24 protein-coding genes, 4 tRNA genes and 1 pseudogene are annotated in these 26,325 nt (G+C 61.5%); 12 read left to right on the forward strand and 17 right to left on the reverse strand.

Annotation, left to right across the window (positions count from 1 at the left end; translation table 11 throughout):
- Positions 1-254 precede the first annotated feature (254 nt).
- Positions 255-1,058, forward strand: a complete 804-nt coding sequence (locus P0D96_RS30175; RefSeq protein WP_408317092.1) for a lipid II flippase Amj family protein — start codon at positions 255-257, stop codon at positions 1,056-1,058.
- Positions 1,059-1,330: 272 nt separating this feature from the next.
- Entirely contained in the window at positions 1,331-2,953 is a 1,623-nt protein-coding gene (locus P0D96_RS30180; protein WP_408317094.1) for a tetratricopeptide repeat protein, read from the forward strand.
- Between the two features lie 172 nt (positions 2,954-3,125).
- Here the strand turns inward: P0D96_RS30180 and P0D96_RS30185 are convergent, their stop codons facing one another.
- The 5 genes from P0D96_RS30185 to rph all read right to left on the reverse strand — a co-directional run bounded on the left by P0D96_RS30185 (position 3,126) and on the right by rph (position 6,797).
- Positions 3,126-3,887 (reverse strand): tyrosine-type recombinase/integrase, encoded by a 762-nt coding sequence (locus P0D96_RS30185; protein ID WP_408317178.1) that lies wholly within the window; start codon positions 3,885-3,887, stop codon positions 3,126-3,128.
- Positions 3,888-4,044: 157 nt separating this feature from the next.
- Positions 4,045-4,134, reverse strand: a tRNA-Ser gene (locus P0D96_RS30190).
- A gap of 55 nt (positions 4,135-4,189) precedes the next feature.
- Positions 4,190-5,419: a radical SAM family heme chaperone HemW gene (gene hemW / locus P0D96_RS30195; protein ID WP_132373442.1), complete on the reverse strand. Its 1,230-nt coding sequence runs from the start codon at positions 5,417-5,419 to the stop codon at positions 4,190-4,192.
- On the reverse strand, positions 5,416-6,063 hold the full coding sequence (gene rdgB, locus P0D96_RS30200) for an RdgB/HAM1 family non-canonical purine NTP pyrophosphatase (protein ID WP_408182432.1): 648 nt from the start codon (positions 6,061-6,063) through the stop codon (positions 5,416-5,418). Before rdgB ends, hemW begins: the two co-directional genes overlap by 4 nt.
- Positions 6,060-6,797 (reverse strand): ribonuclease PH, encoded by a 738-nt coding sequence (rph, locus tag P0D96_RS30205; RefSeq protein WP_408182431.1) that lies wholly within the window; start codon positions 6,795-6,797, stop codon positions 6,060-6,062. Before rph ends, rdgB begins: the two co-directional genes overlap by 4 nt.
- A gap of 226 nt (positions 6,798-7,023) precedes the next feature.
- Between rph and P0D96_RS30210 the strand changes: the two genes are divergently transcribed.
- The 5 genes from P0D96_RS30210 to P0D96_RS30230 all read left to right on the forward strand — a co-directional run bounded on the left by P0D96_RS30210 (position 7,024) and on the right by P0D96_RS30230 (position 12,017).
- Positions 7,024-7,947 carry a YicC/YloC family endoribonuclease gene (locus P0D96_RS30210; protein ID WP_132373445.1) on the forward strand — a complete coding sequence of 308 codons (924 nt, stop codon included), beginning with the start codon at positions 7,024-7,026 and terminating at the stop codon, positions 7,945-7,947.
- Between the two features lie 18 nt (positions 7,948-7,965).
- Positions 7,966-8,646 carry a guanylate kinase gene (gmk, locus tag P0D96_RS30215; RefSeq protein ID WP_408317096.1) on the forward strand — a complete coding sequence of 227 codons (681 nt, stop codon included), beginning with the start codon at positions 7,966-7,968 and terminating at the stop codon, positions 8,644-8,646.
- Positions 8,647-8,706: 60 nt separating this feature from the next.
- Positions 8,707-8,910 (forward strand): DNA-directed RNA polymerase subunit omega, encoded by a 204-nt coding sequence (gene rpoZ / locus P0D96_RS30220; RefSeq protein ID WP_006025620.1) that lies wholly within the window; start codon positions 8,707-8,709, stop codon positions 8,908-8,910.
- Between the two features lie 134 nt (positions 8,911-9,044).
- Positions 9,045-11,402, forward strand: a complete 2,358-nt coding sequence (locus P0D96_RS30225) for a RelA/SpoT family protein (protein WP_132373447.1) — start codon at positions 9,045-9,047, stop codon at positions 11,400-11,402.
- 108 nt (positions 11,403-11,510) lie between these two features.
- Entirely contained in the window at positions 11,511-12,017 is a 507-nt protein-coding gene (locus tag P0D96_RS30230) for a phage protein NinX family protein (protein ID WP_408317098.1), read from the forward strand.
- A gap of 109 nt (positions 12,018-12,126) precedes the next feature.
- On the opposite strand, the gene P0D96_RS30235 is transcribed toward P0D96_RS30230, so the two are convergent.
- Both P0D96_RS30235 and P0D96_RS30240 read right to left on the reverse strand, forming a co-directional pair.
- Positions 12,127-12,203 (reverse strand) — tRNA-Arg (locus P0D96_RS30235).
- Between the two features lie 78 nt (positions 12,204-12,281).
- Positions 12,282-12,358, reverse strand: a tRNA-Arg gene (locus tag P0D96_RS30240).
- 120 nt (positions 12,359-12,478) lie between these two features.
- Here P0D96_RS30240 and greB point away from each other — a divergent pair.
- A complete protein-coding gene (greB, locus tag P0D96_RS30245) occupies positions 12,479-13,048 on the forward strand; it encodes a transcription elongation factor GreB (RefSeq protein WP_408317100.1) in 570 nt (189 codons plus the stop codon).
- A gap of 118 nt (positions 13,049-13,166) precedes the next feature.
- Here greB and P0D96_RS30250 read toward each other — a convergent pair whose 3' ends face one another.
- Positions 13,167-14,312, reverse strand: a complete 1,146-nt coding sequence (locus P0D96_RS30250; protein ID WP_408182428.1) for a porin — start codon at positions 14,310-14,312, stop codon at positions 13,167-13,169.
- A gap of 530 nt (positions 14,313-14,842) precedes the next feature.
- Entirely contained in the window at positions 14,843-15,091 is a 249-nt protein-coding gene (locus P0D96_RS30255; protein ID WP_408286875.1) for a hypothetical protein, read from the reverse strand.
- Between the two features lie 415 nt (positions 15,092-15,506).
- On the opposite strand from P0D96_RS30255, the gene P0D96_RS30260 reads away from it, so the two are divergent.
- Complete coding sequence (locus P0D96_RS30260) at positions 15,507-15,710, forward strand: cold-shock protein (protein ID WP_064268598.1); 204 nt, start codon at positions 15,507-15,509, stop codon at positions 15,708-15,710.
- A gap of 349 nt (positions 15,711-16,059) precedes the next feature.
- Positions 16,060-17,211, forward strand: coding sequence for an exonuclease domain-containing protein (locus P0D96_RS30265; protein WP_408317102.1), 1,152 nt, complete (start codon positions 16,060-16,062; stop codon positions 17,209-17,211).
- A gap of 150 nt (positions 17,212-17,361) precedes the next feature.
- Here the strand turns inward: P0D96_RS30265 and P0D96_RS30270 are convergent, their stop codons facing one another.
- From P0D96_RS30270 to P0D96_RS30280, 3 genes are all read right to left on the reverse strand, one after another.
- On the reverse strand, positions 17,362-17,958 hold the full coding sequence (locus P0D96_RS30270; RefSeq protein WP_408317104.1) for a chorismate mutase: 597 nt from the start codon (positions 17,956-17,958) through the stop codon (positions 17,362-17,364).
- Positions 17,959-18,229: 271 nt separating this feature from the next.
- Positions 18,230-18,379 carry a hypothetical protein gene (locus tag P0D96_RS30275; protein ID WP_007180815.1) on the reverse strand — a complete coding sequence of 50 codons (150 nt, stop codon included), beginning with the start codon at positions 18,377-18,379 and terminating at the stop codon, positions 18,230-18,232.
- Between the two features lie 515 nt (positions 18,380-18,894).
- Positions 18,895-20,010 carry an aldo/keto reductase gene (locus P0D96_RS30280; protein WP_408317106.1) on the reverse strand — a complete coding sequence of 372 codons (1,116 nt, stop codon included), beginning with the start codon at positions 20,008-20,010 and terminating at the stop codon, positions 18,895-18,897.
- 127 nt (positions 20,011-20,137) lie between these two features.
- Here P0D96_RS30280 and P0D96_RS30285 point away from each other — a divergent pair, with 127 nt between their 5' ends.
- Complete coding sequence (locus P0D96_RS30285) at positions 20,138-21,049, forward strand: LysR family transcriptional regulator (RefSeq protein WP_408317108.1); 912 nt, start codon at positions 20,138-20,140, stop codon at positions 21,047-21,049.
- Positions 21,050-21,069: 20 nt separating this feature from the next.
- Here P0D96_RS30285 and P0D96_RS30290 read toward each other — a convergent pair whose 3' ends face one another.
- Positions 21,070-23,757 carry an excinuclease ABC subunit UvrA gene (locus P0D96_RS30290; protein WP_408317180.1) on the reverse strand — a complete coding sequence of 896 codons (2,688 nt, stop codon included), beginning with the start codon at positions 23,755-23,757 and terminating at the stop codon, positions 21,070-21,072.
- A gap of 237 nt (positions 23,758-23,994) precedes the next feature.
- Here P0D96_RS30290 and P0D96_RS30295 point away from each other — a divergent pair, with 237 nt between their 5' ends.
- Positions 23,995-24,195 carry a hypothetical protein gene (locus tag P0D96_RS30295; protein ID WP_132373455.1) on the forward strand — a complete coding sequence of 67 codons (201 nt, stop codon included), beginning with the start codon at positions 23,995-23,997 and terminating at the stop codon, positions 24,193-24,195.
- A gap of 85 nt (positions 24,196-24,280) precedes the next feature.
- Here the strand turns inward: P0D96_RS30295 and P0D96_RS30300 are convergent.
- From P0D96_RS30300 to P0D96_RS30315, 4 genes and pseudogenes are all read right to left on the reverse strand, one after another.
- A tRNA-Thr gene (locus tag P0D96_RS30300) sits at positions 24,281-24,356 on the reverse strand.
- A gap of 55 nt (positions 24,357-24,411) precedes the next feature.
- Entirely contained in the window at positions 24,412-25,428 is a 1,017-nt protein-coding gene (locus tag P0D96_RS30305; RefSeq protein ID WP_132373456.1) for a class 1 fructose-bisphosphatase, read from the reverse strand.
- Between the two features lie 120 nt (positions 25,429-25,548).
- Positions 25,549-26,004, reverse strand: a complete 456-nt coding sequence (locus tag P0D96_RS30310) for a HigA family addiction module antitoxin (RefSeq protein ID WP_408286901.1) — start codon at positions 26,002-26,004, stop codon at positions 25,549-25,551.
- 16 nt (positions 26,005-26,020) lie between these two features.
- A pseudogene (locus tag P0D96_RS30315) lies at positions 26,021-26,301 on the reverse strand (type II toxin-antitoxin system RelE/ParE family toxin).
- Positions 26,302-26,325 lie beyond the last annotated feature (24 nt).

Raw genomic sequence — 26,325 nt, forward strand, 5'->3', positions numbered from 1 at the left:
CTGGGAGCGGCTCCTAACCATCCTGTCTGGGGCTGGCAGCGCCGAACGGAGAATGTGCCAGTGCGACCCGGCTACGGAGGTTCGACGAAGCGGTGCGATCGGCGGTCGCTTGCAGTGGCCGGACTTCCGGATTCGGCCAGAACCGGTCGTCCGCCAATACTGGCTGGATCATCGACAATCCCTGCCTTTTAGGTGGCTCGGGGCGAGCAGGTCCTCCGGTAGACTACGTTCGTGCCAAAACTCGCCGTCACAACATGGACACTCAGCTTTGGATCATTTGCACCCTGACATTCGTCATTCATGTCATCGCGACACTGGCTTACGCCGTGCGAATCGCAGGTGTACGCACACGACGTATCGCCGTGTCGTTTTCTCTTTTTGGGATCATCGCCCTCGTTTCACGCACGGCAAATTCGTTTCAGGGGCCATTCATAGCGAAGCGGGTCGAGCTTGATATTGCGCGGCACACCGAGAGTGGTTTGCTCGGTGACTTTCGCCTTTTCCTGCTAACCGCCACTGTGGCGAGCATCGTCGGGGCGTTTCTGATCCCGACGTTCCAACGTTACTTCAGCCAAGCGGTCGATCACTTTCAGGCCAACCGCTCCGTTCCTCGTCTGCTGCTGCATATCTTCAGTCGCGGCGGCGTCAACTACATCCGCGATGGAGCGCGGTTTCCGTCGCGCCAGAACGTCACCCAACTGACGACTGGCGCCGGCGTTTCCTGGAAAGTTATAGGGCTGAACGTTTTTGCGATGGCGATATGGACGGTCGGCGTTTTTGCGTCGCTTTACGCTGGTTACCTAAAGCCGGATTCGCGCGTTACATGTGCGAATCTGTCGTCGGTTATCAACGGCTTCGCGACGGTGGTATTGGCGGTCGTCATCGACCCGCAGGTGTCGGTGATGACCGACGACGTTATCGAAGGTCGAGTTTCGGAAAACAACTTCAGGCGGGCTATTACAACTCTCGCGGGCGCGCGTGTCTTAGGAACGTTGTGCGCACAGGTGGCGCTCGTGCCAGCAGCCTTTATTATCGTTCGCATCGCCGAGCTAATCTAGTGCGCCAGCGGCGTTGCCCACCTCAGATCGGCCGCTAGTGCTCGAGGCCATGAGACACAGATCGGCCAGAACCAGCCACCGAAACTTAATCTACGACCGTCCGTTTCCGATTCAGCTTAAGACGGCCGCTGAGGCTTACCTATCTTGCGTAGCAATCGAAACCGCTGATTAAACAGCTCGACGCTGGCGGGAACACTTTGGTGTTTGCATATGCAGGTAACCGACGCTGCCATCGCTTCGCTCTGGAGACTCGCTATACGCGGTCCCGTACAATGAGTCGTTTCGAATCCCGCGACAGATCGCACTTTGCTCCAGCCTCCAGCGCCATGAATCACGATATTGAACACGCTCTCGCCGCCGCGCAGGAGAACCTCATGGCCGGTCGGCTCGACGATGCCGCAGGTCTGCTGCTCGGCATTCTGGCGAGCGTCCCCGACCACGGCGAAGCTCTTGCAGGTCTCGGTTATATCGCCGCCAACCAGGGCGATCATGCATGCGCAGCGGAGTACCTGATGCAGGCATCGGCGCACATGTCAATGTCTATGGATCAACTGAACTTCGCCGCGCAGGTGTGTCAGTTGGCGCAGCGTCACGATGCTGCGATAGCGCTGTTCGAGCGCTGCCTGACCCAGTTTCCGAACCATGCCGCCTCGTTGTACGGTGTCGCAATGTCGCTGATACAGCTTGGCGAATCGCAGCGGGCGCTTGAGCTGTTGGTGCATCTGTGCAAGATCCAGCCACAATCAGCCGAAGCGCATTACAACCGTGGAACGCTGCTCGGTACGATGGCACGCTATGAGGACGAACTGGATGCCTACCGGCAGGCGATCACGCTCAAGCCGCGTTTCGTACGCGCATACGTTAATCTCGGGGTCGCGTTGCGAGATCTCCGGCGCTTTGATGAGGCATTGCTTCAATTCAAGAAGGCGCTTTCGATCGATCCGAACGACGCCGGCGCGCGCACCAATCGAGCTCAGACGAATTTGCTGCTCGGCGAATTCGAACACGGCTGGCGCGAATACGAATGGCGTTGGCGCGATGGCACCTGCAGCCACGGTTTTTCGCAGAACACCCTATGGACTGGCACCCAACCGATAGACGGCAGGACAGTGCTCGTTCATCATGAGCAGGGGTTCGGCGACACGCTGCAATTCGTGCGTTTTGTGGATCGGCTCAGTGCAGCTGGCGCTCACGTCGTGTTGCGTGTTCAGGATGCCCTGTTGCCGCTCCTCCAAAATTATCGGGGTGCGGCCGAAGTCATCGGTGAGACAGGGCAAGTGCCACATTTCGACTATCACATTCCAACCCTGAGTCTGCCGTTTGCGCTCAAGGTTCGTGCACCCGATCTCGCGCTATCCGGTGCATATGTGCAGGCAGACGGTGCGCTTGTCCCTCAATGGGACGATTTTTTTACAGGCTCCATTCGACGGCCGAGCATTGGGATCGTGTGGTCGGGAAGCCGTACGCATCTGAATGATCACAATCGGTCCATTTCGCTTGAGCAACTGAAGCCGGTGTTCGATGCGGACGCGGATTTCTTCGCGTTGCAACCGGATGTACGCGACAGTGATCGCGCGTGCCTCGCGGAACTTGAGCAGCGCGGGGTGCTGCGCGATGTTTCCGGGCGGCTCACCACGTTCGCTGAGACTGCTGCGCTGATCGCTCGCCTCGACCTCGTCGTCAGCGTCGACACAGCTGTGGCGCATTTGGCGGGGGCGCTTGGGAAACCCGTATGGATTGCTTTGCCGTTCATGCCGGACTGGAGATGGCAACTCGACCGAAGCGATAGTCCGTGGTACCCAAAGGCGCGGTTGTTTCGACAAACGACGCGAGGCGATTGGACTGGCGTAGTTGCAGCGCTTCGCGCAGAGATCGACGCATTGCGGGGCGCCTGAATGGCGAGCCGCCCGACAGAGAGCGCCCCATCCACTGCTCGCCGCAGGTTCGGGGCGCAAATTTGGTCGCGCCTGTTCCGTCGTGCCGCTTGCCCGCTTTGAGCGACTAAGGCGCGTCGGATTGCCGGGTCCAGACAACGGGGAATACTTGCCGTCGATCGAGTGTCCAATTTCAAGCCCTCTTACGGACATTCGTCACGGTGATTCGACAGGCGGTTGCGGGTCGGTAGACCCGCAGTTCGCGGAAGAATGGGCCGATCTCGGCGTAGGGAAGCGCGGCGTGGTGGCCGTCTTTCTGTACCTTCGACGGCGAGGCCAGCAACTGATCCAAGTGACCGTTCCAGCGAGCTGGATTCTCGCCGGTACGCAGGCCGCTCACCTTGGCCCAGTCCATGATGTTCTCAATCCGGCCGCGCAGGCGCGATGCGGTCTCATTCTTCGTGAGCCAGATCGGTTGCAGGACTCGCATGACCAGGTCAGTGTCAACGTCGGCCGGCCGAAGTGTGCCAATGAACGGATACGCATACGTCGCAAGCGTGTTCTCCCACTGCTGGGTGTGCTTTGGATTTGCCCACTCGGCTCGACGGGCTTTAATGTATGCCTCTGCGCATTGTTTGAATGTCAGGGATCGGGCCGCTTCGACCTTGCGACGAACCTTCTCCTGCTTTCGTAGCGTGGCAGGATCGTCGCCACGCGAAACAGCCGCGCGGTGTTCATTGCGAGCCCCACGCGCTTGCTCTAGTGTGACGCGCGGATACGGGCCGATCTGAACCAGTCCTTCCCGACCGTCAGGCTTCGTGTATCGAAACTGCCAGTACTTCAATCCGGTGGGCTTGACTTGCAAAGCAAGGCCGCCACCGTCGTTGAGACGATACGTGCTGGCACGTGGCTTAGCTGAGCGGCATTGCAAATCGCGTAGAAGGCTCTCAGGCATCGTCGTCAAACCCGCGTCAAAAAGTACCCGAAAAAGTACCCGGGAAATTGCGGAATTTTACGACTTTTCTTGGATGCTTGTGGAGGTATCGAATCGCCGCAAAGCCTTATACGTCTTGGCTTTGCGGGACTTTCTGGAAACTTCTGAATGTTAATCCTGGCGGAGGCGGTGAGATTCGAACTCACGGAAAGATTGCTCCTTCGCCGGTTTTCAAGACCGGTGCCTTAAACCACTCGGCCACACCTCCAAGCCCTAAATTGTAACCTGAAAAAACCTCGCTGCGGCACCCGGTCGATCCGCAATCACTGCGGATCTTTCAGAAACAGCTCTTGCAAATCGTTCAGGAACGCCTGGCCGAGCGGCGTCGGTGCAATCTTTTCGTGGTCGCGCGTGATCAGCTTGCGCCGTTCGGCTTCCTGCAAGGCCGGTTCGATCGACGTCATCGACATCCCCGTCCGCTCGATAAACCGATGCACCGGAAACCCTTCCACCAGCCGCAGCGCGTTCAGCATGAACTCGAACGGCAGATCGCGCGGCCCGACTTCGTGCTCTTCCTGCACCGCCGTGCCGGCCTTCGCCTGCTCGATGAAGGTGGTCGGATGCTTGTAGCGCGCCTGCCGCAGCACGCGATTCGGAAACGACAGCTTCGTATGCGCGCCCGCGCCGATGCCGAGATAGTCGCCGAAGCGCCAGTAGTTCAGATTGTGCTTGCTCTGCCGATGCGGCTGCGCATACGCCGACACCTCATAGCGCTCGTAACCGGCAGCGGAGGTGCGCTCGTGAATCCAGTCCTGCATGTCGGCGGATGCATCGTCGTCGGGCAGGGCGGGCGGAAACTTCGCGAACAGCGTGTTCGGTTCGAGCGTCAGGTGATACAGCGACAAATGAGGCGGCGCGAACGACAACGCTGTCTCGACATCGGCCTGGCATTCGGCGAGCGTCTGCCCCGGCAGCGCGAACATCAGGTCGAGATTGAAGTTATCAAACGTGGTCGAGGCCACTTCGACGGCATGGCGCGCTTGCGCCGAGTCGTGAATGCGGCCGAGCGCCTTCAGATGAGCCTCGTTAAAACTCTGGATGCCCACCGAGAGCCGGTTCACGCCGCTCGCGCGAAACTGCGCGAACTTGGCGGCTTCGAAGGTGCCGGGATTGGCTTCGAGCGTGATCTCCGCGTCGGCGTCGAGCGGTAGCAGCGCGCGCACATCGGACAGCATGCGGTCGAGCCCGGCCGCCGAAAGGAGGCTGGGCGTGCCGCCGCCGATGAACACCGTATGCACCTGGCGGCCCCAGACCAGCGGCAGCGCCATCTCGAGATCGGCGCGCAACGCGTCGAGATATTCGTTCTCGGGGAACGTGTCGCCTTTCCACTCGTGCGAGTTGAAATCGCAATACGGACACTTGCGCACGCACCACGGAAAATGCACGTACAACGCCAGCGGCGGTAGCGACGTCAGCCGGATGCTGCCCGGCGACGTGAAGGCCTTGATGACGCCGTTGCCGATGTCGGCGGGCGCCGGTTTGATCGGAATCACGCTTCCTCCGTCAGACGCGCGAGCAGTTGCCGCAACGCAATCGCGCGATGGCTGCTGGCGTTCTTCACCGCCGGTTCGAGTTCGGCGGCGCTCGCATTCAGCGACGGCAGGAAGAAGTACGGGTCGTAGCCGAATCCATGTGCGCCGCGCGGTGCGTCCAGCATTTCGCCATGCCAGCGGCCTTCGGCGATCAGCGGCTCGGGATCGTCCGCGTGACGCACCAAAGCCAGCACGCAGAAATAGTAGGCGCGGCGATCGGTCTCGCCTTGCAACGCCGAGACGAGGCGCGCGTTATTCGCCGCGTCGCTCTTTTCGCCGCCGGCAAGTTGCGCGTACCGCGCCGAATAGACGCCCGGCGCGCCGCGCAGCGCGCGCACACAAAGGCCCGAGTCGTCGGCGAGCGCGGGCAGGCCGGTCAGTTTCGACGCATGGCGCGCCTTGGTCAGCGCGTTCTCGACGAAGGTCGGATGCGGCTCTTCGGCTTCCGGCACGTTCAACTCGCCTTGCGGAATCAGTTCGATGCCGGCCGCGCCGAGCAACGCCGCGAACTCGCGCAGCTTGCCGGCGTTGTTCGACGCCAGCACGACTCTCGTCAACGGCGAAGCGGACACGGCCGCGCCATTGTTTTGACTCACTTCATTCACCCTTTTTGCTCCAGCGCTGCTTTCTGCTTCGCGATCAGCGTATTGATGCCGTCGCTGGCCAGATCCAGCAGCGCGTTCATTTCGTCGCGCGAGAAGGCCACACCTTCAGCGGTGCCCTGAATTTCAACGAACCCGCCCGCGCCCGTCATCACGACGTTCATATCGGTGTCGCATTGCGAGTCTTCGTCGTAGTCGAGATCCAGCACCGGCAGGCCGTCGTACACGCCCACCGAAATCGCCGCGACATAATCAGCAATCGGCGAGCTTTCGATGCGGCCCGTGGCCAGCAGTTTGGCCACCGCATCGTGTGCCGCCACGAACGCGCCGGTGATGCTGGCCGTGCGCGTGCCGCCGTCGGCCTGGATCACGTCGCAATCGATATGCAGCGTGCGCGCGCCGAGCTTCTCCAGATCGAACACCGAGCGCAGCGCGCGGCCGATCAGCCGCTGGATTTCCTGGGTGCGGCCGGTCTGTTTGCCGCGTGCGGCTTCGCGGTCGCTGCGCGTGTGCGTGGCGCGCGGCAACATGCCGTATTCGGCGGTGAGCCAGCCCTGGCCTCGGTCGCGCAGAAACGACGGCACGCTCTCGGCAATGCTCGCGGTGCAGATCACTTTCGTATCGCCGAATTCGACCAGCACCGAGCCCTCCGCGTGCTTCGTGTAGTGGCGCGTGATGCGCACGTCGCGCAGCTGATTGGCCTTGCGGCCGCTGGGGCGTTGGGTGTCGTTGGTCATGTTGGGATCGGTCAGGAAGAAAAGCAGGAGGGAAAGCGCGATTTTACAGCCGATCGGCCGGGGCGGCTGCCCGCATGTGCGTTGGCTCTTCAAGGGGCGCCATCGCGGGGCGGCCTTTCCGCCAAAAATGGGATAATGCCGTTTCCCCGCCCCGCGTCTCGTACACGCCGGGCGATTCGACTCTCAGGCCATCGTCGAGCGCATGGCCACAATCGCGAGAAATACGATGATCTACAGCATGACTGGCTATGCGAGCGCCACGCGCGAACTCGTCGCGGCCTCGGGCACAGGTGGCGTGAGCGTATCGGTCGAACTGCGCACCGTGAACTCGCGCTTTCTCGATCTGAACTTCCGCATGCCGGAAGACGTGCGCGTGTGCGAACCCACGTTGCGCGAGATGCTGATGAACAAGCTGTCGCGCGGCAAGGTCGATATCCGCATCAACCTGCAACGCAGCGAACAGTCCGCCAACGCGGGTTCGATCAACCACGACGCGCTCACGCAACTCGCGCTGCTCGAACGCACGGTGCTCTCGACGTTTCCGGAAGCAGAGCGGCTGCGCACGGGCGAGATTCTGCGCTGGCCGGGCATTCTGGCCGAAAGCGGCGTAGCGCCTGAAGTGCTACGCGACGCCGTGCTCGCCTGCGGCAAGCAGGCCATCACGGACCTGATCGACGTGCGCGCCCGCGAAGGCGCGCAACTGGCGACCATGCTGATCGCCAACGTCACCGAAATGGAAACGATCGTCACGAAGATCACGCCGCTCGTGCCGGAACTGATCGCCAAGCATCAACAGAAGATTGTCGAACGCTTGCAGGAAGCGCTCGGCATCGCCGCGCCGGATACCGCCGCGACGATCGTCTCGCGTGAAGAGATCAACGAGCGGATTCGCCAGGAAGTGACGATGTACGGCATTCGTATCGATATCGCCGAAGAATTGTCGCGTCTCACGGCTCACCTGAACGAAACGCGTCACGTGATCCAGAAGGGCGGCAAGGTCGGCAAGCGCCTCGACTTCATGATGCAGGAGCTCAACCGCGAAGCGAACACGCTCGGTTCGAAGGCCGCCGCGAAGGAACTGGCGGATTCGTCGATGACCCTGAAGCTGCTCATCGAACAGATGCGCGAGCAAGTACAGAATCTGGAATAAGGCTGGAGCGCCACCGACATGACCGATCATCACCACACACGCGAAACGCCGCGCAATCCGTACGCCGGTGCTTACCCCGGCAACCTGTTCATGGTCGTCGCGCCTTCGGGCGCGGGCAAGTCGACGCTCGTGAACGCGCTGCTCGCCGGCGACGACGCGATCCGCCTGTCGATCTCGTACACGACGCGTCCGCCGCGTCCGAAGGAGCAGGACGGCGAGCACTACCACTTCACCACCGTCGACGAATTCATGAAGCGTCACGATGCCGGCGAGTTTCTGGAAAGCGCGGAAGTGCACGGCAACTACTACGGCACCTCGCGCGTGTGGATCGAGGACCAGATGAAAAGCGGCCATGACGTGCTGCTCGAAATCGACTGGCAGGGTGCGCAGCAGGTGAAAAAGCAGTTTCACAACGCGGTCGAAATTTTCATTTTGCCGCCGTCGCTCGAAGCGCTCGAAGAGCGTCTGAAGAAGCGCGGCCAGGACGAGCCGAACGTGATCACACGCCGGCTGCTCGCGGCCGGCAGCGAGATGGCGCACGCGGCCGAAGCGGAGTATGTGGTGATCAACGAGAAATTCGAACGCGCGCTCAGCGAACTGCAATGCCTCGTGGCCGCGACGCGTTCGCGCTTCGCCTCTCAATACGCACGCCACACGCAGCTTTTCGTGCAGCTCGGCATTCACCTGCCACACGCGTAAGCGCGGCGGTGTACCGAGCACATAAGGTAGAATAAGCAACATACTGAGAAGGAACCCAACATGGCCCGCATTACCGTCGAAGACTGCCTCAAACAGATCCCGAACCGTTTCGAACTCGCGCTTGCCGCAACCTATCGCGCGCGTCAGCTCGCTCAAGGCCACACGCCGAAGATCGAAAGCCGCGACAAGCCCACCGTCGTCGCACTGCGCGAAATCGCAGCCGGCCAGGTTGGCGTCGAAATGCTGAAGAAGGTGCCTGTTTAAGTAAGGCGCACTGCTCCGGTTTCGACTACGCGTTTGCCATACCTGTTTGCGACACGCTTTTGCAACACCTTTGCCGCACGTAAGTGCATCAACGTGCAGACCGGCGTCCAACCCTAACCGCTACGGAGGCGAACATGAGTGCTACCCCGCCCACCGCCACGGAAGTGGAACACGACGCTGACTCGCCCTCGTCTGCACGGAAGTACATCGACGCGGTCCTCGAACAGTCGTTTCGCCATCTGTTCGGGCCGACCGCCACGCCGGAGCAACCGCGCCGGCATGACGTCGTCTCCATCGCCAAACTGACGTCCGCCTTGTCCGGCTATCTGCAGCCGGAAGAGATCAAGGACATCAAGTCGGCCTTCCATTTCAGCGACGAAGCCCACCTCGGCCAGTACCGCCAGAGCGGCGAGCCGTACATCACGCATCCTGTCGCCGTCGCGGAAATCTGCGCCGGCTGGAACCTCGACGCCCAGGCGCTCATGGCGGCGCTGCTGCACGACGTGATGGAAGACCAGGGCGTGACCAAGGCCGAACTCGCCGAGCGTTTCGGCGCGAAGGTCGCGGAACTGGTCGACGGCTTGTCGAAGTTGGACAAGATGGAGTTTCGCAACCGCGAGGAAGCGCAGGCGGAAAACTTCCGCAAGATGCTGCTCGCGATGGCGCGCGACGTCCGCGTGATTCTGGTCAAGCTCGCCGACCGGCTGCACAACATGCGCACGCTGGGCGCGGTGCCGCCGGAAAAGCGCCGCCGCGTGGCGCGCGAGACGCTGGATATCTACGCGCCGATCGCTCACCGGCTCGGCCTGAACAATACTTATCGCGAGCTGCAGGACCTGAGCTTCGCGAACTTCAACCCGCATCGGTACGCCACGCTCGAAAAAGCCGTCAAGGCGGCGCGCGGCAATCGGCGCGAAGTGGTCGGCAAGATTCTCGAATCGGTGCAGCGCGCAATTGCCGACGCGAAGCTCGACGCCGAAGTCACCGGCCGCGAGAAAACCATCTTCAGTATCTACAAGAAGATGCGCGACAAGCAGTTGTCGTTCTCGCAAGTGCTCGATGTGTACGGGTTCCGCGTCGTGGTGGACAGCGCGTTGGAGTGCTATACCTGCATCGGCGCGCTGCATGCGCTGTACAAGCCCGTGCCGGGCAAGTTCAAGGATTACATCGCGATCCCGAAGGTGAACGGCTATCAGTCGCTGCACACCACGCTGGTCGGCCCGTTCGGCGCGCCGATCGAGTTTCAGGTGCGCACGCGCAAGATGCACGAGATCGCCGAGGCGGGCGTGGCCGCGCACTGGCTGTACAAGAACGGCGGCGCGGACCTGAACGACGTGCAGAAGCGCGCGCATCAGTGGCTCAAGTCGCTGCTCGATATTCAGAGCGAAGCGGGCGACTCGAGCGAATTCCTCGAACACGTCAAGATCGACCTGTTCCCGGACGCGGTCTACGTGTTTACGCCCAAGTCGAAGATCATGGCGCTGCCGCGCGGCGCCACGGCGCTCGACTTCGCGTATTCGATCCACAGCGACCTGGGCAACCAGTGCGTCGCGGTGAAGATCAACAACGAACTGTTGCCGCTGCGCACCGAGTTGAAGAGCGGCGACATCGTCGAAGTCATCACTGCGCCGTATTCGAAGCCGAATCCGGCGTGGCTCGGCTTCGTGCGTACCGGCAAGGCGCGCTCGGCGATCCGCCATTATCTGAAGACGATGCGGCTGAACGAGTCCGTTCAACTCGGCGAGCGTCTGGTCGACCAGGCGTTGAAGGGTTATGGGCTGGCGCTCTCGGATGTGACGCCGGAAGCGTGGGAAAAGCTCGTGCAATGGACGGGCAACAAGAACCGTCAGGAAATTTTCGCGGACATCGGTCTCGGCCGGCGTGTCGCAGCGGTCATGGCCAAGCGCATCGAAGTGCTGATGAGCGGCCGCGACGCCGACGACGACGGCTCGCGCTCCCACTCCGATTTGCCGCATGCGCCGCCGGTCGTCATTACCGGCACCGAGGGCATGTCGGTGCAACTGTCCGCGTGCTGCCGTCCGATTCCGGGCGACGACATCATGGGCTATATCGGCATCGGCCTCGGCATGGCGATCCACACCACGGATTGCCGCGTCGCGCAACGAATCCACCGGCGCGATCCGGGCCGCTGGATCGACGTCGCCTGGGCACCGCAACCGGGGCGTCTGTTCGACGTCGCCGTGAAGGTGCTGGTCAAGAACACCAAGGGCGTGTTCGCCCGCGTGGCCGCGGATATCACCTCGGCGGATGCCAACATCGTCCACATTGCAATGGACGAAGACCTGTCGCAGGAATCCACGGTGTTGCGCTTCGTGATCCAGGTCAGCGATCGTGTCCATCTGGCCAACGTCATGCGCCGGGTGCGCACGAACCCGGACGTCATGCGCATCGCGCGCGAACGACCGAGCGAGGAAGGCCATCACCGTCACGACGGCGGAATGCGCATCGACCGCGAGCGAGCGGATTACTGACCTTTCGTTTGACGCCTTGGGGTGGCCTCAGGGCGCTTCATTTCCCTCTTCAAATCTGAACGCACCGGCTACGCGCGTAGTCTCATCTGAAACTCAGGGAGAATGTTCGTGAACGTATCCGACCTCAACGGCCTGACACTCGACTACTGGGTCGCCCGCAGCCTGCACGACTTCGTGCGCGAAATCTACTTTACCGACAGCGGCGAAACCGTGGCGGTTCGCGGCAACGACCGCGGACGTCCCTGGGATGGCCGTTTTACGCCTTCTACGTCATGGGAGGCTGCGGCGGCCGTGCTGGAGCGCGCGCAGCGGCTCGAAGTGCGTGAGCGCAGCCACCAGGGCGCGGCTCACTGCATCGCGGAATTCGAAGGCGGCCACCGAACCGTGGAAGGGCGGGGCGACTCGCTGCGGATCGCGCTGCTGCGGGCATTCGTCGAGAGCCGTTATGGCGAAACCGTGGAGAATGTGCTGCATGAAGCACAGGCTCTGGCCGGCGATCAGGCGCAACCAATCGGTGAGCGGGAAATTAGCGGCGAGCAGGCGATGGCGGCTTCGTTCGGCGATGTGCCGAACCCGGATGGGCAAATTGGAGATATTCAGTCGGCGCCGCGATAAAGGGGCGTGTTTGGTTGCCGCCAAGGCCTTCGGGTGCAGCGGAACCCAAGCGAGGCCGGAACCGACGGACAAAAACAAAGGGCCTTCCGATCGGAAGGCCCTTTATAGGTGGTGCGGCTGGCAGGATTCGAACCCACGACCCCTTGGTTCGTAGCCAAGTACTCTATCCAACTGAGCTACAGCCGCACGCTAAACGGTGATGCTTACTGCACTGAAACTGGGGCAAAACGTAAGGGCCTCCCCAGAGGGAGGCCCTCGAATAAGTGGTGCGGCTGGCAGGATTCGAACCCACGACCCCTTGGTTCGTAGCCAAGTACTCTATCCAACTGAGCTACAGCCGCACGCAGAAACGAGATTATAGCAAAGGTTTCGAAAAAGGGAAGCATGTAACTGCAATTTGTCTCATAGTCGTGATCGTGTACCCTTGATAGGCAGTCGTTTGCTGCAGTTACCGGACCATCATGAACAAGGCCTTTGTCAAAGAGTCGAGCGAAGAGAATGACGACGATCTCGACGTCGCCCAGCCGGACGTTCCCGCTGGAACGAAAAACTACATCACGCCCGCCGGCTACCGGCGCATGCGCGATGAACTACTGCATCTGATCGACGTCGATCGGCCGGAAGTGGTCAAACTGGTGTCGTGGGCGGCCTCGAACGGCGATCGCTCCGAAAATGGCGATTACATCTATGGCAAGCGCCGGTTGCGCGAAATCGATCGGCGCATCCGTTTTCTGACCAAACGGCTGGATCTCGCTGAAGTCGTCGACAGCAGCAAGCAGGAGAACGTCGACCAGGTTTTCTTCGGCGCGGCTGTCGAGTATGCGACGGAGGACGGCGAGGAGCATATCGTGACGATCGTCGGCATCGACGAGGTCGATCTGGATATCGGCCACGTGAGCTGGATCTCGCCGATTGCGCGCGCGCTGCTCAAGGCGAAAGTCGGCGATACGGTCACGTTGTACACACCGGCCGGCCAGCAGCCGATCGACATACTCGACGTCAAATATCCGCCGCCTGATACGGGTGGTTAAGTCACGGCGGACAGGCTTCGTCTCGTTCTCGCCGATCATCTCCCGCCTTAGGCATAAAAAGGCACAAAAAAAGGCGCCGCGAACGGCGCCTTCGAGACCACGGGTGTAACCCGCAGCTTTAGAAGCGGTGACGCAGACCTGCGGTCACAGCGACTTGCTTGTTGTTGCCCGAAGCGGCCAGACCGTTGATATCGGCATCCACGACTGCGTTTTCGTTGACTTGCTGATACTCGCCTTGCAGGTACACGTCGGTACGCTTGGACAGCGCGTACGCGGTTTGCAGGTTGAACTGGTTCCAGTGCGGACGCGTGCCAGCCAGGCTCGCGCGGGTGTACGTGTACGAACCGGCAATGCTGACCGCCGGCGTCAGCGCATAGCGAGCGTTCGCTTCAAAGTTCTGGAAGTGAGCGCTGTTGTTGCCGAAGGCGATGCCGTTGGTTTGACCCGATGCGCCAGCGCCGATACCGGCCAGGCTCGACAGGTTCGTTTGCGAATACACAAGGCCGACTGTTGCCGGGCCGAACGCGTAGTTAGCACCCGCGCCCCACGTTTGCTGGCGGCCCGCGAAGAACGTGTTGTCGCTCGACACCGCGCCACCCGAATTGAATGCAGCAGCCGCGCCGGTCGCGCCGTTGCTGTTCAGTTGCAGGTAAGCGGCGGCGACGTTCAGGCCACCCCAGTTGTACGACGCACCCGCGCTATAAGCGCGGTTGTTCGCGAAGCCGTCGGCCTGGTTCGAGAAGCCATACAACGCGCCGAACTTGAAGCCGCCGTAGTTGGCGCTCTGGTACTTGACCGAGTTGTTGACGCGGAACGAGTTGTTCAGGTTGTCGTTGTCGAACGGATGCGCGAACTGCGTGCCGCCGTATTGCGTGCCGGTCAATGCCAGCGGGGCGACGTAGTCGACCATGCTGTCGTATTGACGGCCCAAGGTGACGGCGCCGAACTGATCGCTCGTCAAACCCACGAAGGCTTGACGGCCGAATTCGCGGCCGCCTTGCTTGAGCGTGCCGTCATTGATGCCGAAGCCGTTTTCCAACGTGAATATGGCCTTGAGACCACCGCCCAGATCTTCAGATCCACGCAGGCCCCAGCGGCTGCCGTTCACCGAACCGCTCGTTTCCTGCCAGTTGCTGTGACCGTGCTGGTTATTGGTATAGGTGATGCCGGCGTCGATCAAGCCGTACAACGTCACGCTGCTTTGCGCATGCGCGGCCGTTGCGAAGACGCCCGTGAGGGCGGCGACCATGAGTGTCTTTTTCATCTTGTAACTCCGAGAGCGAGAGTGGGCGTTGAACCCAGGCTTAGGGAGACCTTTCACGCGGGCGCTGCGAGAGGCGTAATCCGAGTGAGTTGCGCGCTCAACAAAATCGCGCTGGTTTCCGGTTAGGCAGAGTGTAGAGAGACACTTCGCGCAATGGACGTTCCGATTTCCGCAATAAAGTATTACGCGTTCGGAAACGATATGTGAATGCCGGTTAAGCCTTATAAATAAAGGCTTCCAGCGATTTTCAAGAGAGGGGAGCGATGCGAGGAGGGAGTTGCGTTGCTGATTCGCGACACTAATCGATGCAAAAAAACAACGTAATAAAACGTAAAATGAGATTGTTGTTGTTACTGAAATAGATGATTGTTGTTTATGTGAATAATAGAAATGGAGTCGAGCCGGTATACTGAAATTTCTGCTTTCCGAAGCGGACTTTTTCGTTGACGAAAAAGATCTCCAAACCTTTGTCGGCGCGACTTCCCAGTCGCGCTTTTTTTTCGCCTGTGTTCCGCCGATTGACGACGCGGTCAGTGGGCAGGCGCTGCGCCGTCCACTTCGTTCCGGTCGTCCGCTACCGGGACGCTCCAGTCTTCCATCACGTAGCGCCGCGCATCCATGGGGGACGACAGCAGGTTCTGCCAATGATCTCCGTGCCACATGGGATCGATTTCGAAGATAGACGGCGTGTCCGCGACCGGTGCGGATTGTTCGGAAGCCGTGTTTGCGTGCGAGTGGGTCAGCCAGATAAAGAGGCGGCTGATTTGGTTGAACAGCATGGCAATCTCCCTAATGCGCGTTGCTACCACTACTAAATTCGATCATCCTGCCGTGAACGCGGTGCAGCAAGTCGGACAAACACTTACGGAAAACATCTTTTGTTACATATTTTCGGCAATGTGCTGAAAATATTCCCGCTCTTGCGCATTTCCGTAGTCAGGTGGGTAATATTGACTTGGTCTGATTATTCGGATCGCAGTGAATCTATGCGCTCGGGATTTTTAAACCAATAAGCGCAGGCTTATCGCATAGCGTGATAAGCGCATATCCAGAATTCGCTTGACGACAATTCTTCATTCCCCGTATAACGGCAATGCTGAATTTTGACCGCCAGATTTGATTGCGTGGCGCGGCCGTGATATTCGGCTTGAGGGCAATGCCCGATATTGATAAATCCTCGAGGGAAACTGGAAAATGGAAACTGGTATCGTCAAATGGTTCAACGATGCTAAGGGCTTTGGCTTCATCACGTCGGATTCGGGCGGCGAAGATCTCTTCGCGCACTTTTCGGAGATTCGCGCGGAAGGGTTCAAGTCGCTGAAGGAAAACCAGCGCGTCTCGTTCGACGTCAAGGCCGGCCCGAAGGGCAAGCAGGCGGCGAATATCCAGCCGCTGTAAGCCTGTCAACGTGACCCGCCGCTTGGCCGGGCGGTCGAACGAACGAAAGCCTTTGCAAAACGCGAGGGCTTTTTTATGTCGAATTGTTGTTGGCCGCGCAATCGCTTTTAACCATCTGGTTCGGAATGTTTTGAACGGCCGGCCAAAATCTCCCGAATGGCTTCTCTGTCATTTCCCGGTGTCCGCCGTGAAAACATAATGATTTCTGCTTTGCGGGAGGCTTGCCGCTCACGCCAAAACAGGAACATTGCGCCTGAAGTCAGTTGACGTAATGCGATGCTATCCGGGTACTCGGCCGCCAACTGGTGCATACTTGCCGCAAAGCCACGCGTCCAAAGTCTCCTTTTCCATGTCTGAACAGTTTTTGCCGGAACCGGCCCTGGATGGTCCGATCGTCTTCGTCGACCTTGAAACCACTGGCGGCTCGACTGCCGAGCATCGCATCACCGAAGTCGGTGTGGTCGAAATAGGGCCTGCCGGCGTGTCGCGCTGGAGCAGTCTGGTCGACCCTCAGCAGCCGATTCCCTCATTCATCCAGCAGCTCACCGGCATCACGAATGCAATGGTGCGGGGCGCGCCGACCTTCGACGCGATCGCGCCGGCTCTCTTCGAGCGTCTGAACGGCAAACTGTTCGTCGCGCATAACGCCAGTTTCGATCGCGGTTTTCTGCGCGGCGAGTTTCGCCGGGTGGGGCTGGCGTTCGATCCGGACGTACTGTGCACCGTGCGCCTGTCGCGCGCGCTGTTTCCGGCGGAAAAGCGTCACGGCCTCGATGCTTTGGTCGAGCGTCATGCGCTCGTGCCGTCCGATCGCCACCGCGCGCTCGCCGACGCCGATCTGATCTGGCAGTTCTGGCAGCGTCTGCACGGCCTCGTGCCGCTCGACGTATTGCGCACGCAGATCGAGCGCACTACGCGGCGCTACCGGCTCGCGGGCGACATCACGGAAGATCTGCTCGACACGGCGCCGGCGGGTTGCGGCATCTACGCGTTCTATGGAGAAGAGGATTTGCCGCTGTATGTCGGGCGAAGCGTGCGCGTGCGCCAGCGGCTGCGTTCACATTTGACCGGCGAGCGGCGCTCGTCCAAGGATATCCGGCTTGCGCAGCAGGTGCGGCGCGTCGAGTGGCGCGCAACCGGCGGCGAATTGGGCGCCATGCTCGCGGAGGCGCAGTGGATCGCGACGTTGCGGCCCGGCCATAACCGGCTACCGCGTGTCGCCAAGAGCGATCCGGCGGACGCGCCCTGGCCGTTCGAGGGGCCGATCGTGTTCGAGGAACGTGAGGAGGCGTCGCAGGCGCGTGCGTTTCATGTCGTCGACCGTTGGTGTTACGTGGGCCATGCGGCGTCGCTCGCGCAGGCGGCGGAGTTGCATGCGTCGAGCGCAGCGGGATCGTTCGAGCTGTCGACGTATCGCATCTTGCAGAGCCATCTTGCCCGCGGTTTGCGTGTGATGCCCTTGAGCGTGTCGAGCGGAACGGCGCTGGCGAGTCTTGCCTGACGGCGTTCGTCGGCTCGGCTTTCAGCGGCTTCGTTTTCAGCGGTTTGATGTTCAACCGATGGCTTTCCGTTCAAAGCGGATTCAAGCGCGCGCGCCAACACCGCGGCCAATAATCCCAGCCTGAAACCGTGCGCTTTACCCCACTCCGAACTAACCCGTCGCGCCCACACCGCCCGTTTCGCACACGTGCCCAAGCGCGCGAGTCAACGCAATTGAATGAGCCGAGTCGTAGCGAGTCAGCGATTTCCAGTTAGCCAGCGATTGCGCGACGCGCGACGGACAATCCTGCGCCGCACGCAACGGCTGCACGCGTGCAAGGCCGGCCACGAGCGATTGCGTCAGTCGGTCCAACTGCGGTCTCGTGCTGGTCGCCAGATCGGGAGCGGGTCCTTGCGGCGCCTGGCCGCCGCGCCATGTGGCGAACAGCGCGTTTTGCACCTCCTTGCTGGCGTCGATCTGATCCTGAAAGAAAGCACGGGCGAACGCCGGGTCGACGTTTGCGGCGACGGCGCGCTTTTCGACATCGGCGAGGAGGGCGTTCTCGCGCGGCGTGTCGGTAATGTCCTGGTGATTGACCCATTTCCAGCGCGCCACGGGTTCCGCGAGCGCGAGGCGTTGGGAGGCCAGCGCGATCAGATTGGTGAGCGCGGTATCGTCACCATCCGCGATGGCGGGAGCGGGCGCCAATGCAAGAGCAGCCAAAAGCGCGAGCGCGCATGACGCGCCGAAGCGGTACGAACGGTTCATGGAAGATGACAGTGGCCGAGCGGCCGCAGGGGAAAAACCAGAAGAATAGACGATGCGCCGAACGTGCGTCTGCGTTCCGGCGGAAATCTTCGGAAGGACGCTTGAATAGGCGAGCAAAAACACACGCCGGGCCGCACGGCCAGGCGTCGTCCGAATCAGACGGACTCACCCCGCGTCACGAATCGAGCCGAACACGAGCGGTCAGACGTGTGCATACAACCGCCGCGCGCCGGACGCGCGGACGTCGATGCTGCATCGCGCCACTGCCCCGTTACTTCGAGTCGCACGACTTGCGTTGTTCGTCGAAAAAGGCGCGAACGTGCTCCGGCAGTTCTGCACCCAAAAACTCGACGCCAGCGGGTTCCGGATCCGGGCAAAAAACTTTATCCGGGGTCGGAACTTTCGGTGGTTTGGCATCCATGATCTTTCTCCTTTACAAACCGATTATCGGCCTCGGTCCCCGTTTTGCACCAGCGCCTGATGCGGGCCACATGTTGTGTGTTGCTTTAACGGCACAGCCCGACAATGGAACGGAATGTTTGAATAGAATTTATCGGTTGACTGCTAATGCGCTGATTTCGCTTTCACCGGTCCCAGTCAGTCCGATACTTCCCGCTATTCCCTTCCTATCTTTGTCCCACGGGCTGTTCAGCAACCCGCCCTCGCTTTTGCGCACTCCACATTCATATTGGCCGATATGAATCCAATTGCCGTGGATTTTTGTGCACTGCCGCATCGGCAGGATTTTCTTCTTAAGTGGCCGAACGTTCGTTAATTACCGTTTCGTTCAGTACGCGCCATTCGGCCCCCTAATCTTTTGTAAACGAACCATTCTCGAATTTCGTTGACGGCTAAAAACATTTTTTAAGATTTTTTGCCTGAATAAGAAAACCTAACGTTCGGCAGCGAACGCTGGGCATTCGTCAGACGCTATTTCTACGCTGTCGGCACCGGGATTTTCACCGACGCGGAGTAAGCAGCCGGTTTATCAGTCACTTCGACCTGTCCGTGAATCCGCGCTTGATGACCGTCCGCAAACATGTAGTACGGGAATGGACGGGCCGGTTCCGACACGGCGTCGAGCCGCGCGATCAGTTCCGGCGCCAGCGTGAAGTCGAGCGAGCCGAGCGACTCCTGCAACTGCTCCGGCCGCGTCGCGCCGACGATGATGCTGGACACGCCGCGCTTCTGATGCAGCCAGTTCAGCGCGACTTGCGCCATCGGCCGGCCGGCGAGATTGGCGATGGACTCCAGTTCCGCCACGATGCGAAAGTTGCGTTCGGTCAGTTTGTCAAATCCCGGCGGCGGCGCGCTGGCCATGCTGGCGAGACGGCCGTCGCCGGAAAAACCGCCTGTCGCGCCGCTTTGCGAAGGCCGGTACTTGCCGGACAGCACGCCCATGCCGAGCGGACTCCACGGCACGAGCCCCATGCCGAGATTGGCGGCGAGATCGGCGAACTCATTTTCGGCATTGCGTTCGATCATCGAGTATTCGAGCTGCATGGCCGCGACCGGTTCGAAGCCGCGCCAGTCGGCGAGCGTTTGCGCGCGTCCGGCGAACCAGGCGGGCGTGTCCGACAAGCCGACATAACGGATCTTGCCGGCGCGCACGGCGTCGTCCATTGCGCGCATGACTTCGTCCACCGGCGTGATGCGATCCCACGTGTGGAGGTAGTACAAGTCGATGTAGTCCGTGCCGAGCCGCTTGAGCGAGCCGTCCAGCGCGCGCAGCAGGTTCTTGCGATGGTTGCCGCCCGCGTTCGGGTTGCCGGTCTCGGCGTTGTAGCCGTACTTGGTCGCGATCACGAGCCGCTCGCGCAGGCCGCGCGCCGCGACGAACTTGCCCAGCCATTTCTCGCTCGTGCCTTCCGTGTAGAGGTCCGCGGTGTCGATGAAATTGCCGCCGGCATCCACGTACAGATCGAACAGCCGTTGCGCGGACTTTTCCTCGGCACCCCAGCCCCATTCGGTGCCGAAAGTCATCGTGCCGAGCGCGATCGGGCTGACGCGCAAGCCTGAGCGGCCGAGCAGGGTATAGCGATTCATCGTCATGTCAGTCTCCTTGAGCGGTGTCGTAGGAAAAATTGAATCCATGGCCTATCGTGCGCCGATTCTTTTCGTGGAAAAATGCCGCTTGTCTGCAAGGATTGTGAAGTTCGGCTTAACAATGGAGGCGACGATGGATCCTGCGCAATTGCCGGCGTTGATGGCGTTCGTGAGCGTGGCGCGTCACGGCAGCTTCACGCACGCGGCCGCCGAGACCGGCGTGACGGCGTCGGTGCTGTCGCAAAGCATCCGCTCGCTCGAAACGCAATTGAATGTGCGTCTGTTCAACCGGACGACCCGGCGCGTGGCGCTGACCGAAGCCGGCGCGCAGTTTCTTGGTCGCGTGCGACCGGCGCTGGGCGAACTCGAGGCCGCCTTCGAAGCGCTCGACGAAACCCGCGACCAGCCCGCCGGCAATTTGCGCATCAATTTGCCGCGGGTCGCGAGCGAACTGCTGGTGCTGCCGCATCTCGCGGAATTCACGCGCCGCTATCCGCAGATCCGTCTCGACATGACGCTGGACGACGGCATGGCCGATGTCGTCGGCGAAGGCTTCGATGCGGGCATCCGGCTTGGCGAACGGGTCGCGCAGGACATGGTGGCGGTGCCGTTGAGCGGCGAGATTCGCATTGCGGTGGCGGGCTCGCCGGCCTATTTCGAGCGCTATGCACCGCCCGCGACGCCAGCCGATCTCGCCGCGCATGACTGCCTGCGCTACCGTTTTGCGTCGAGCGGCGGCATCTATCGATGGGAGTTCGCGCCGCCCGATGATCCGGCGCGCGTGTTCGAAGTCGAGACGCGCGGCGCGCTCGTCACCAATGACCTGCGCACGATGGTGCAAGCGGCCGAGCAGGGCGTGGGTCTGCTGCACGTCATCGAGGACTACGTACGCGAGCAACTCGACGATGGCCGCCTAGTGCGCGTGCTCGACGCATGGTGTCCGAGCTTCCCCGGTTTCTATCTCTACACGGCGAGCCGCGCGCAGATGCCGCTCAAACTGCGCGCGCTGATCGATTTCCTGAAGGAGAAGCGCGGCGCTCGCTAGCGCGCACGCTTATTTCGCCTTCACGCTGCGAGTTGTTGCTGCAGATACTCTGCGGTGCGGCTTTCCTTCACGCGCACGATCTCGGCCGGTGTGCCGTTCGCCACGATCTTGCCGCCGGCGTCGCCGGCGCCCGGTCCGACGTCGATGACCCAGTCGCTTTGCGCCGCCACCCGCATGTCGTGTTCGACCACCACCACGGTATTGCCGGCATCCACGAGTCCCTGGAGTTGCACCATGAGGCGGTCGACGTCGGCGGGATGCAGACCGGTGGTCGGCTCGTCGAGGATATAGAGCGTGTCGCCGCGTTGCGCGCGTTGCAATTCGGTGGCGAGTTTGATGCGTTGGGCTTCGCCGCCGGACAATTCGGTGGCGGGCTGACCGAGCCGCAGATAGCCGAGGCCGATGTCGCGCAACACTTTCAGCGCGCGCATCACGCTGGGCTCGTCGGCGAAGAAATCGCAGGCGGCGTCGACGGTCAGGCCGAGCACCTCGGCGATGTTTTTATCGCGCCATGTGACTTCCAGTGTCTGCGTGTTGTAGCGCGTGCCGTGACAGGTCGAGCAGGGCGCATAGACGCTTGGTAGAAACAACAGTTCGACGCTGACGAAGCCTTCGCCTTCGCAAGTCGGGCAACGGCCTTGCGCCACGTTGAACGAGAAGCGGCCTGCGCTGTAGCGGCGCTTGCGGGCGAGCGGCGTGTCGGCGAACAGCTTGCGCACGTGGTCGAAGAGGCCCGTGTAGGTAGCGAGGTTGGAACGCGGGGTGCGGCCGATCGGTTTCTGATCGACGCGTACGAGTCGCCGCAGCGCGCCCATGCCCTCGACGATGTGGCCGCCGGTCGGCGCGGTTGCGGCGGCGAGCAACGGGTCTTGTTCGTCGTCGTCCGGATTGTCGAAGACGCGGCCAAGATGGCTTGCGACCAGTTCCGGCAACGCCTGGCTCACGAGGCTCGACTTGCCCGAGCCCGACACGCCCGTGACCGCAGTCAGGCAGCCGAGCGGAAACTCGGCGTCCAGTCCGCGCAGATTATTGCGGGTGATGCCCGCGAGCCGCAGCCAGCCAGCAGGTTCACGCGACGCGCGCTCGACACGCTCTGGCGGCGCGAACAGATGCCGGCGCGTTTGCGACGCTTCGACCTTCGCGAGTCCGGCGGGCGGCCCGCTATAGACCACATGGCCGCCTGCTTCGCCGGCCGCGGGACCGACGTCGACGAGCCAGTCGGCGCGCCGCATCATCTGCAAATCGTGTTCGACGACGAACAGCGAATTGCCCGCCGCCTTCAACCCCTGCAGCGCGCTGAAGAGCGCTTCGCCGTCGGCGGGATGCAGGCCGGCCGATGGCTCGTCGAGCACATACACGACGCCGAACAACTGCGACGACAACTGCGTGGCGAGCCGCAAGCGCTGCAATTCGCCGGATGACAGCGTGGGCGTGCTGCGCTCGAGTGCGAGATAACCCAGTCCCAGATCGACCAACGTCCTCAGGCGTTCGAGCAGTTCGGCTGATATGCGTTGCGCGGCGACGCGTTTCTCCTCGGAGAGGTTGGGCGTGCGCCGCACATCGGGCGACGCTTTGTGCGCCGAGCCGCCTGCGGCGATCCGTTTGTCGACGGCATCGCGCATGGCGCTTTTGCTGAGCACACTGCTTTTGGCGGCGGTTTGGCCCGGGTGTGTTGCATCGGCTTGAGGCCATTCGCCGCGCGCGATCGGTTCGAGCATCTCGGCAAGCCTGGCGAGCGGCAACTGGGCAAACTCGCCGATATCGAGTCCGGCGAATTTCACCGACAGCGCTTCTTTCTTGAGCCGCTTGCCATGACACGTCGGACAGACGCTACCGACCATGAATTGCGACACGCGTTTTTTCATCAACGCGCTTTGAGTGTTCGCGAACGTGTGCAACACGTAGCGGCGCGCGCCGGTGAAGGTGCCCTGATAGCTCGGCTCGTCGCGGCGCTTGAGCGCGGCGCGGGTTTCCTTAGGCGTGAGGCCGGCGTAGACGGGCGCGGTCGGCTGTTCGTCGGTGAAGAGAATCCAGTCGCGGTCTTTCTTCGGCAAGTCGCGCCACGGCTTATCGACGTCGTAGCCGAGCGTCACCAGAATGTCGCGCAGATTCTGTCCGTGCCAGGCGGGCGGCCATGCGGCGATCGCGCGCTCGCGAATGGTCAGCGAGTCGTCGGGCACCATCGATTTTTCGTTGACCTCGTACACGCGGCCGAGTCCGTGGCAAGTCGGGCAGGCGCCTTGCACGGTGTTCGGCGAGAAATCTTCGGCGAACAGCATGGGTTGCTTCGGCGGATAGTCGCCGGTGCGCGAATACAGCATGCGCACGAGGCTCGACAGCGTGGTCACGCTGCCCACCGACGAGCGCGCGCTCGGCGTGCCGCGCTGCTGCTGCAAGGCGACCGCGGGCGGCAGGCCTTCGATGGCGTCGACCTCGGGCACGCCGACCTGCTCGATCAGGCGTCGGGCATACGGCGCGACCGATTCGAAATAGCGCCGCTGTGCCTCGGCGTACAAGGTGCCGAATGCCAGCGACGATTTGCCCGAGCCGGACACGCCGGTGAAGACGACCAGAGCATCACGCGGAATCTGCACGTCGACGTTTTTCAGATTGTGTTCGCGAGCACCGCGCACGCGCACGAAGCCGGTGAATGCGGGGGCGTCGGGAGAGGGCGGTGTCGAGCGAGGCTTGCTGCGGATGGCGTCCATATCGATGAATAATGGATAAGCGCGGCCCGGCGGATCGGGCGAACGCTGGTGAGGTTGCACGGAACATGCCCGACGATGAAGTTGCGATGATGCCATTGACGGTGGCGCGCGCACTGAGTCAATCCAGCAATCGCCGCCTATCATTGAAGCGACTATCCGCGCCCAGAGTGCGGTGGATAACGGACGCGCCACGGCCGGCGCGGAAGATGGCAGTCTTCGCCCTTCAGAGAGTTCGCCATGGAAAACGCTGTGTACTGGAAAGGTCGTCAGGTCGGAATCGAGTGTGACGGCCGGATTTTGTGGTTCTCTTCGGCGCCGCAGGAAGCGGTCGCGGCCTACGGCACTCAGCAGGCAGAGCCGGCGCGAGCGGAAGATTCCGTTGTGGCACGCAACCTCGGCGTGACAGCGCAATTCGATCGGCTGGATTTTCGTGGGTGATCCGCGACACGAGCAGAATCGGAAAAGCACACGCAGAAAAACAAAAAGCCCAGTCGCGAGGACTGGGCTTTTTGCTTGAATCTTGTGGTGCCGGAAAGAGGAATCGAACCCCCGACCTTCGCATTACGAATGCGCTGCTCTACCGTCTGAGCTATTCCGGCATCAGGAGAAACGAGATTATAGGGACTTCTTTATCGGCTTGGCAAGCCCCTGAACTCACTTTTTTGTTTCGAGATGGTAGCGGGTCACGCGGTCCACCTCGTTCTTCGAGCCGAGGAACACCGCCACGCGCTCGTGCAGGCTTTTCGGCTGGATGTCCAGAATGCGCTTCTCGCCGTTGGTCGCGGCGCCGCCCGCCTGCTCGACGATGAACGCCATCGGATTCGCTTCGTACATCAGGCGCAGCTTGCCCGGCTTGTCCGGCGTGCGCTTGTCGGCCGGATACATGAAGATGCCGCCGCGATTCAGGATACGGTGCACGTCCGCCACCATCGACGCGATCCAGCGCATGTTGAAGTCGGCCTGGCGTGAACCGTCCGTGCCAGCCTTCAACTCGCCGATGTACTGCTGGACCGGCGGATACCAGTGACGCTCGTTCGAAGCGTTGATCGCGTATTCACGCGTTTCGACCGGAATGCGCATGTCGCTTTGCGTGAGCACCCACGAGCCGAGTTCGCGGTCGAGCGTGAAGCAGTTCACGCCGTTGCCGGTAGTCAGCACCAGCACCGTTTGCGGACCGTACACCGCGTAGCCCGCGGCGACCTGCTGCGTACCCGGTTGCAGGAACGACTGTTCGGTGGGCTGCTGGCCGTCCGGGCAGCGCAGCACTGAGAAGATCGTGCCGATCGACACATTGACGTCGATGTTCGACGAGCCGTCGAGCGGATCGAACACGAGCAGGTATTCGCCCTTCGGATAGTTCGCCGGGATCGGGAAGAACTGTTCCATTTCCTCGGACGCCATGCCGGCGAGGTTGCCGCCCCATTCATTCGCTTCGAGCAGGATTTCGTTCGACAGGATGTCGAGCTTCTTCTGCACTTCGCCTTGAACGTTCTCGCTGCCCGCCGTGCCGAGCGCATCGCCCAGCGCGCCCTTGCTGACGTGGTAGCTGATCGCTTTGCACGCACGCGCAACGACTTCGATCAAAAGGCGCAGATCGGCCGGCAGGTTGTTGGTTTCGCGCTGCTGCTCGATCAGGTACTTCGTGAGAGTGGTACGACGTTGCAAAGCCATGCTGTACTCCGGGAAGGCTTGAGGAATATTCCGATTTTAACCGTTCGTTGTGTCGCTTCCGTGCTTTTGCGCGAGAACCGTGTAGGGCGACGCCGCCGGGCACACCGGTGCGGCTGAAATTCAGGCTTTGCGGCGCGCCTTGCCGGCCGTGAGCTTGCCGCTCACGCTCGCCGCGAGCGCTGCGGCACGGGCGTGTTCGGTCGAAACCTTCGGCATTTTCGGGCGGTCCGCCTTCGGCATGGGTTCGATCTCGCGTTCGATCTGTTCTCCGGCGGCCACGGTGGCGACGCGCAGGTCGTAGGCGATTTGCAGGTTGAGCCAGAACTGCGCGCTCGCGCCGAAGTAGCGCTCGAGCCGCAGCGCGGTGTCGGCCGAGACGGCGCGCTTGCCGCGCACCACGTCGTTGATGCGCGGAGCCGGTACGCGCAGCGCAAGCGCGAGCGCGTTGACGGACATGCCGAGCGGTTGGAGAAACTCGCTGCGCAGAATCTCGCCCGGATGGATTTCCGGGATGCTGTCGCCCGTGTCGATGTCCGAGAAATCGATGCTGCCCAGATCGGAGCGTTTGATGACCATGCCGGTCTCCCAATAGTCAGTGACAGTCGACAATTTCGACATTCAGCGCCTCCCCGTCGACGAAATGAAAACAGATGCGCCATTGCGCATTGATCCGAATACTCCATTGCCCGCTGCGCTGGCCTTGCAGCGCTTCCAGCCGGTTGCCGGGCGGCGCATGCAGGTCGCGGATGGACTCCGCGGCGTCGATCACAAACAGCTTGCGGCGCGCGAGCGCCTGCATGTGAAGCGGCAATGAGTACACGAACTTGCCCTGAAAGATCTCGCCGTAGCTTTGTCGCCGAATGTCGTGATCATGGGATCACATAACGCATCGCGTTA

Origin of the sequence: Paraburkholderia sp. RL17-347-BIC-D, assembly GCF_046027915.1 — a bacterium.
Classification (GTDB): domain Bacteria; phylum Pseudomonadota; class Gammaproteobacteria; order Burkholderiales; family Burkholderiaceae; genus Paraburkholderia.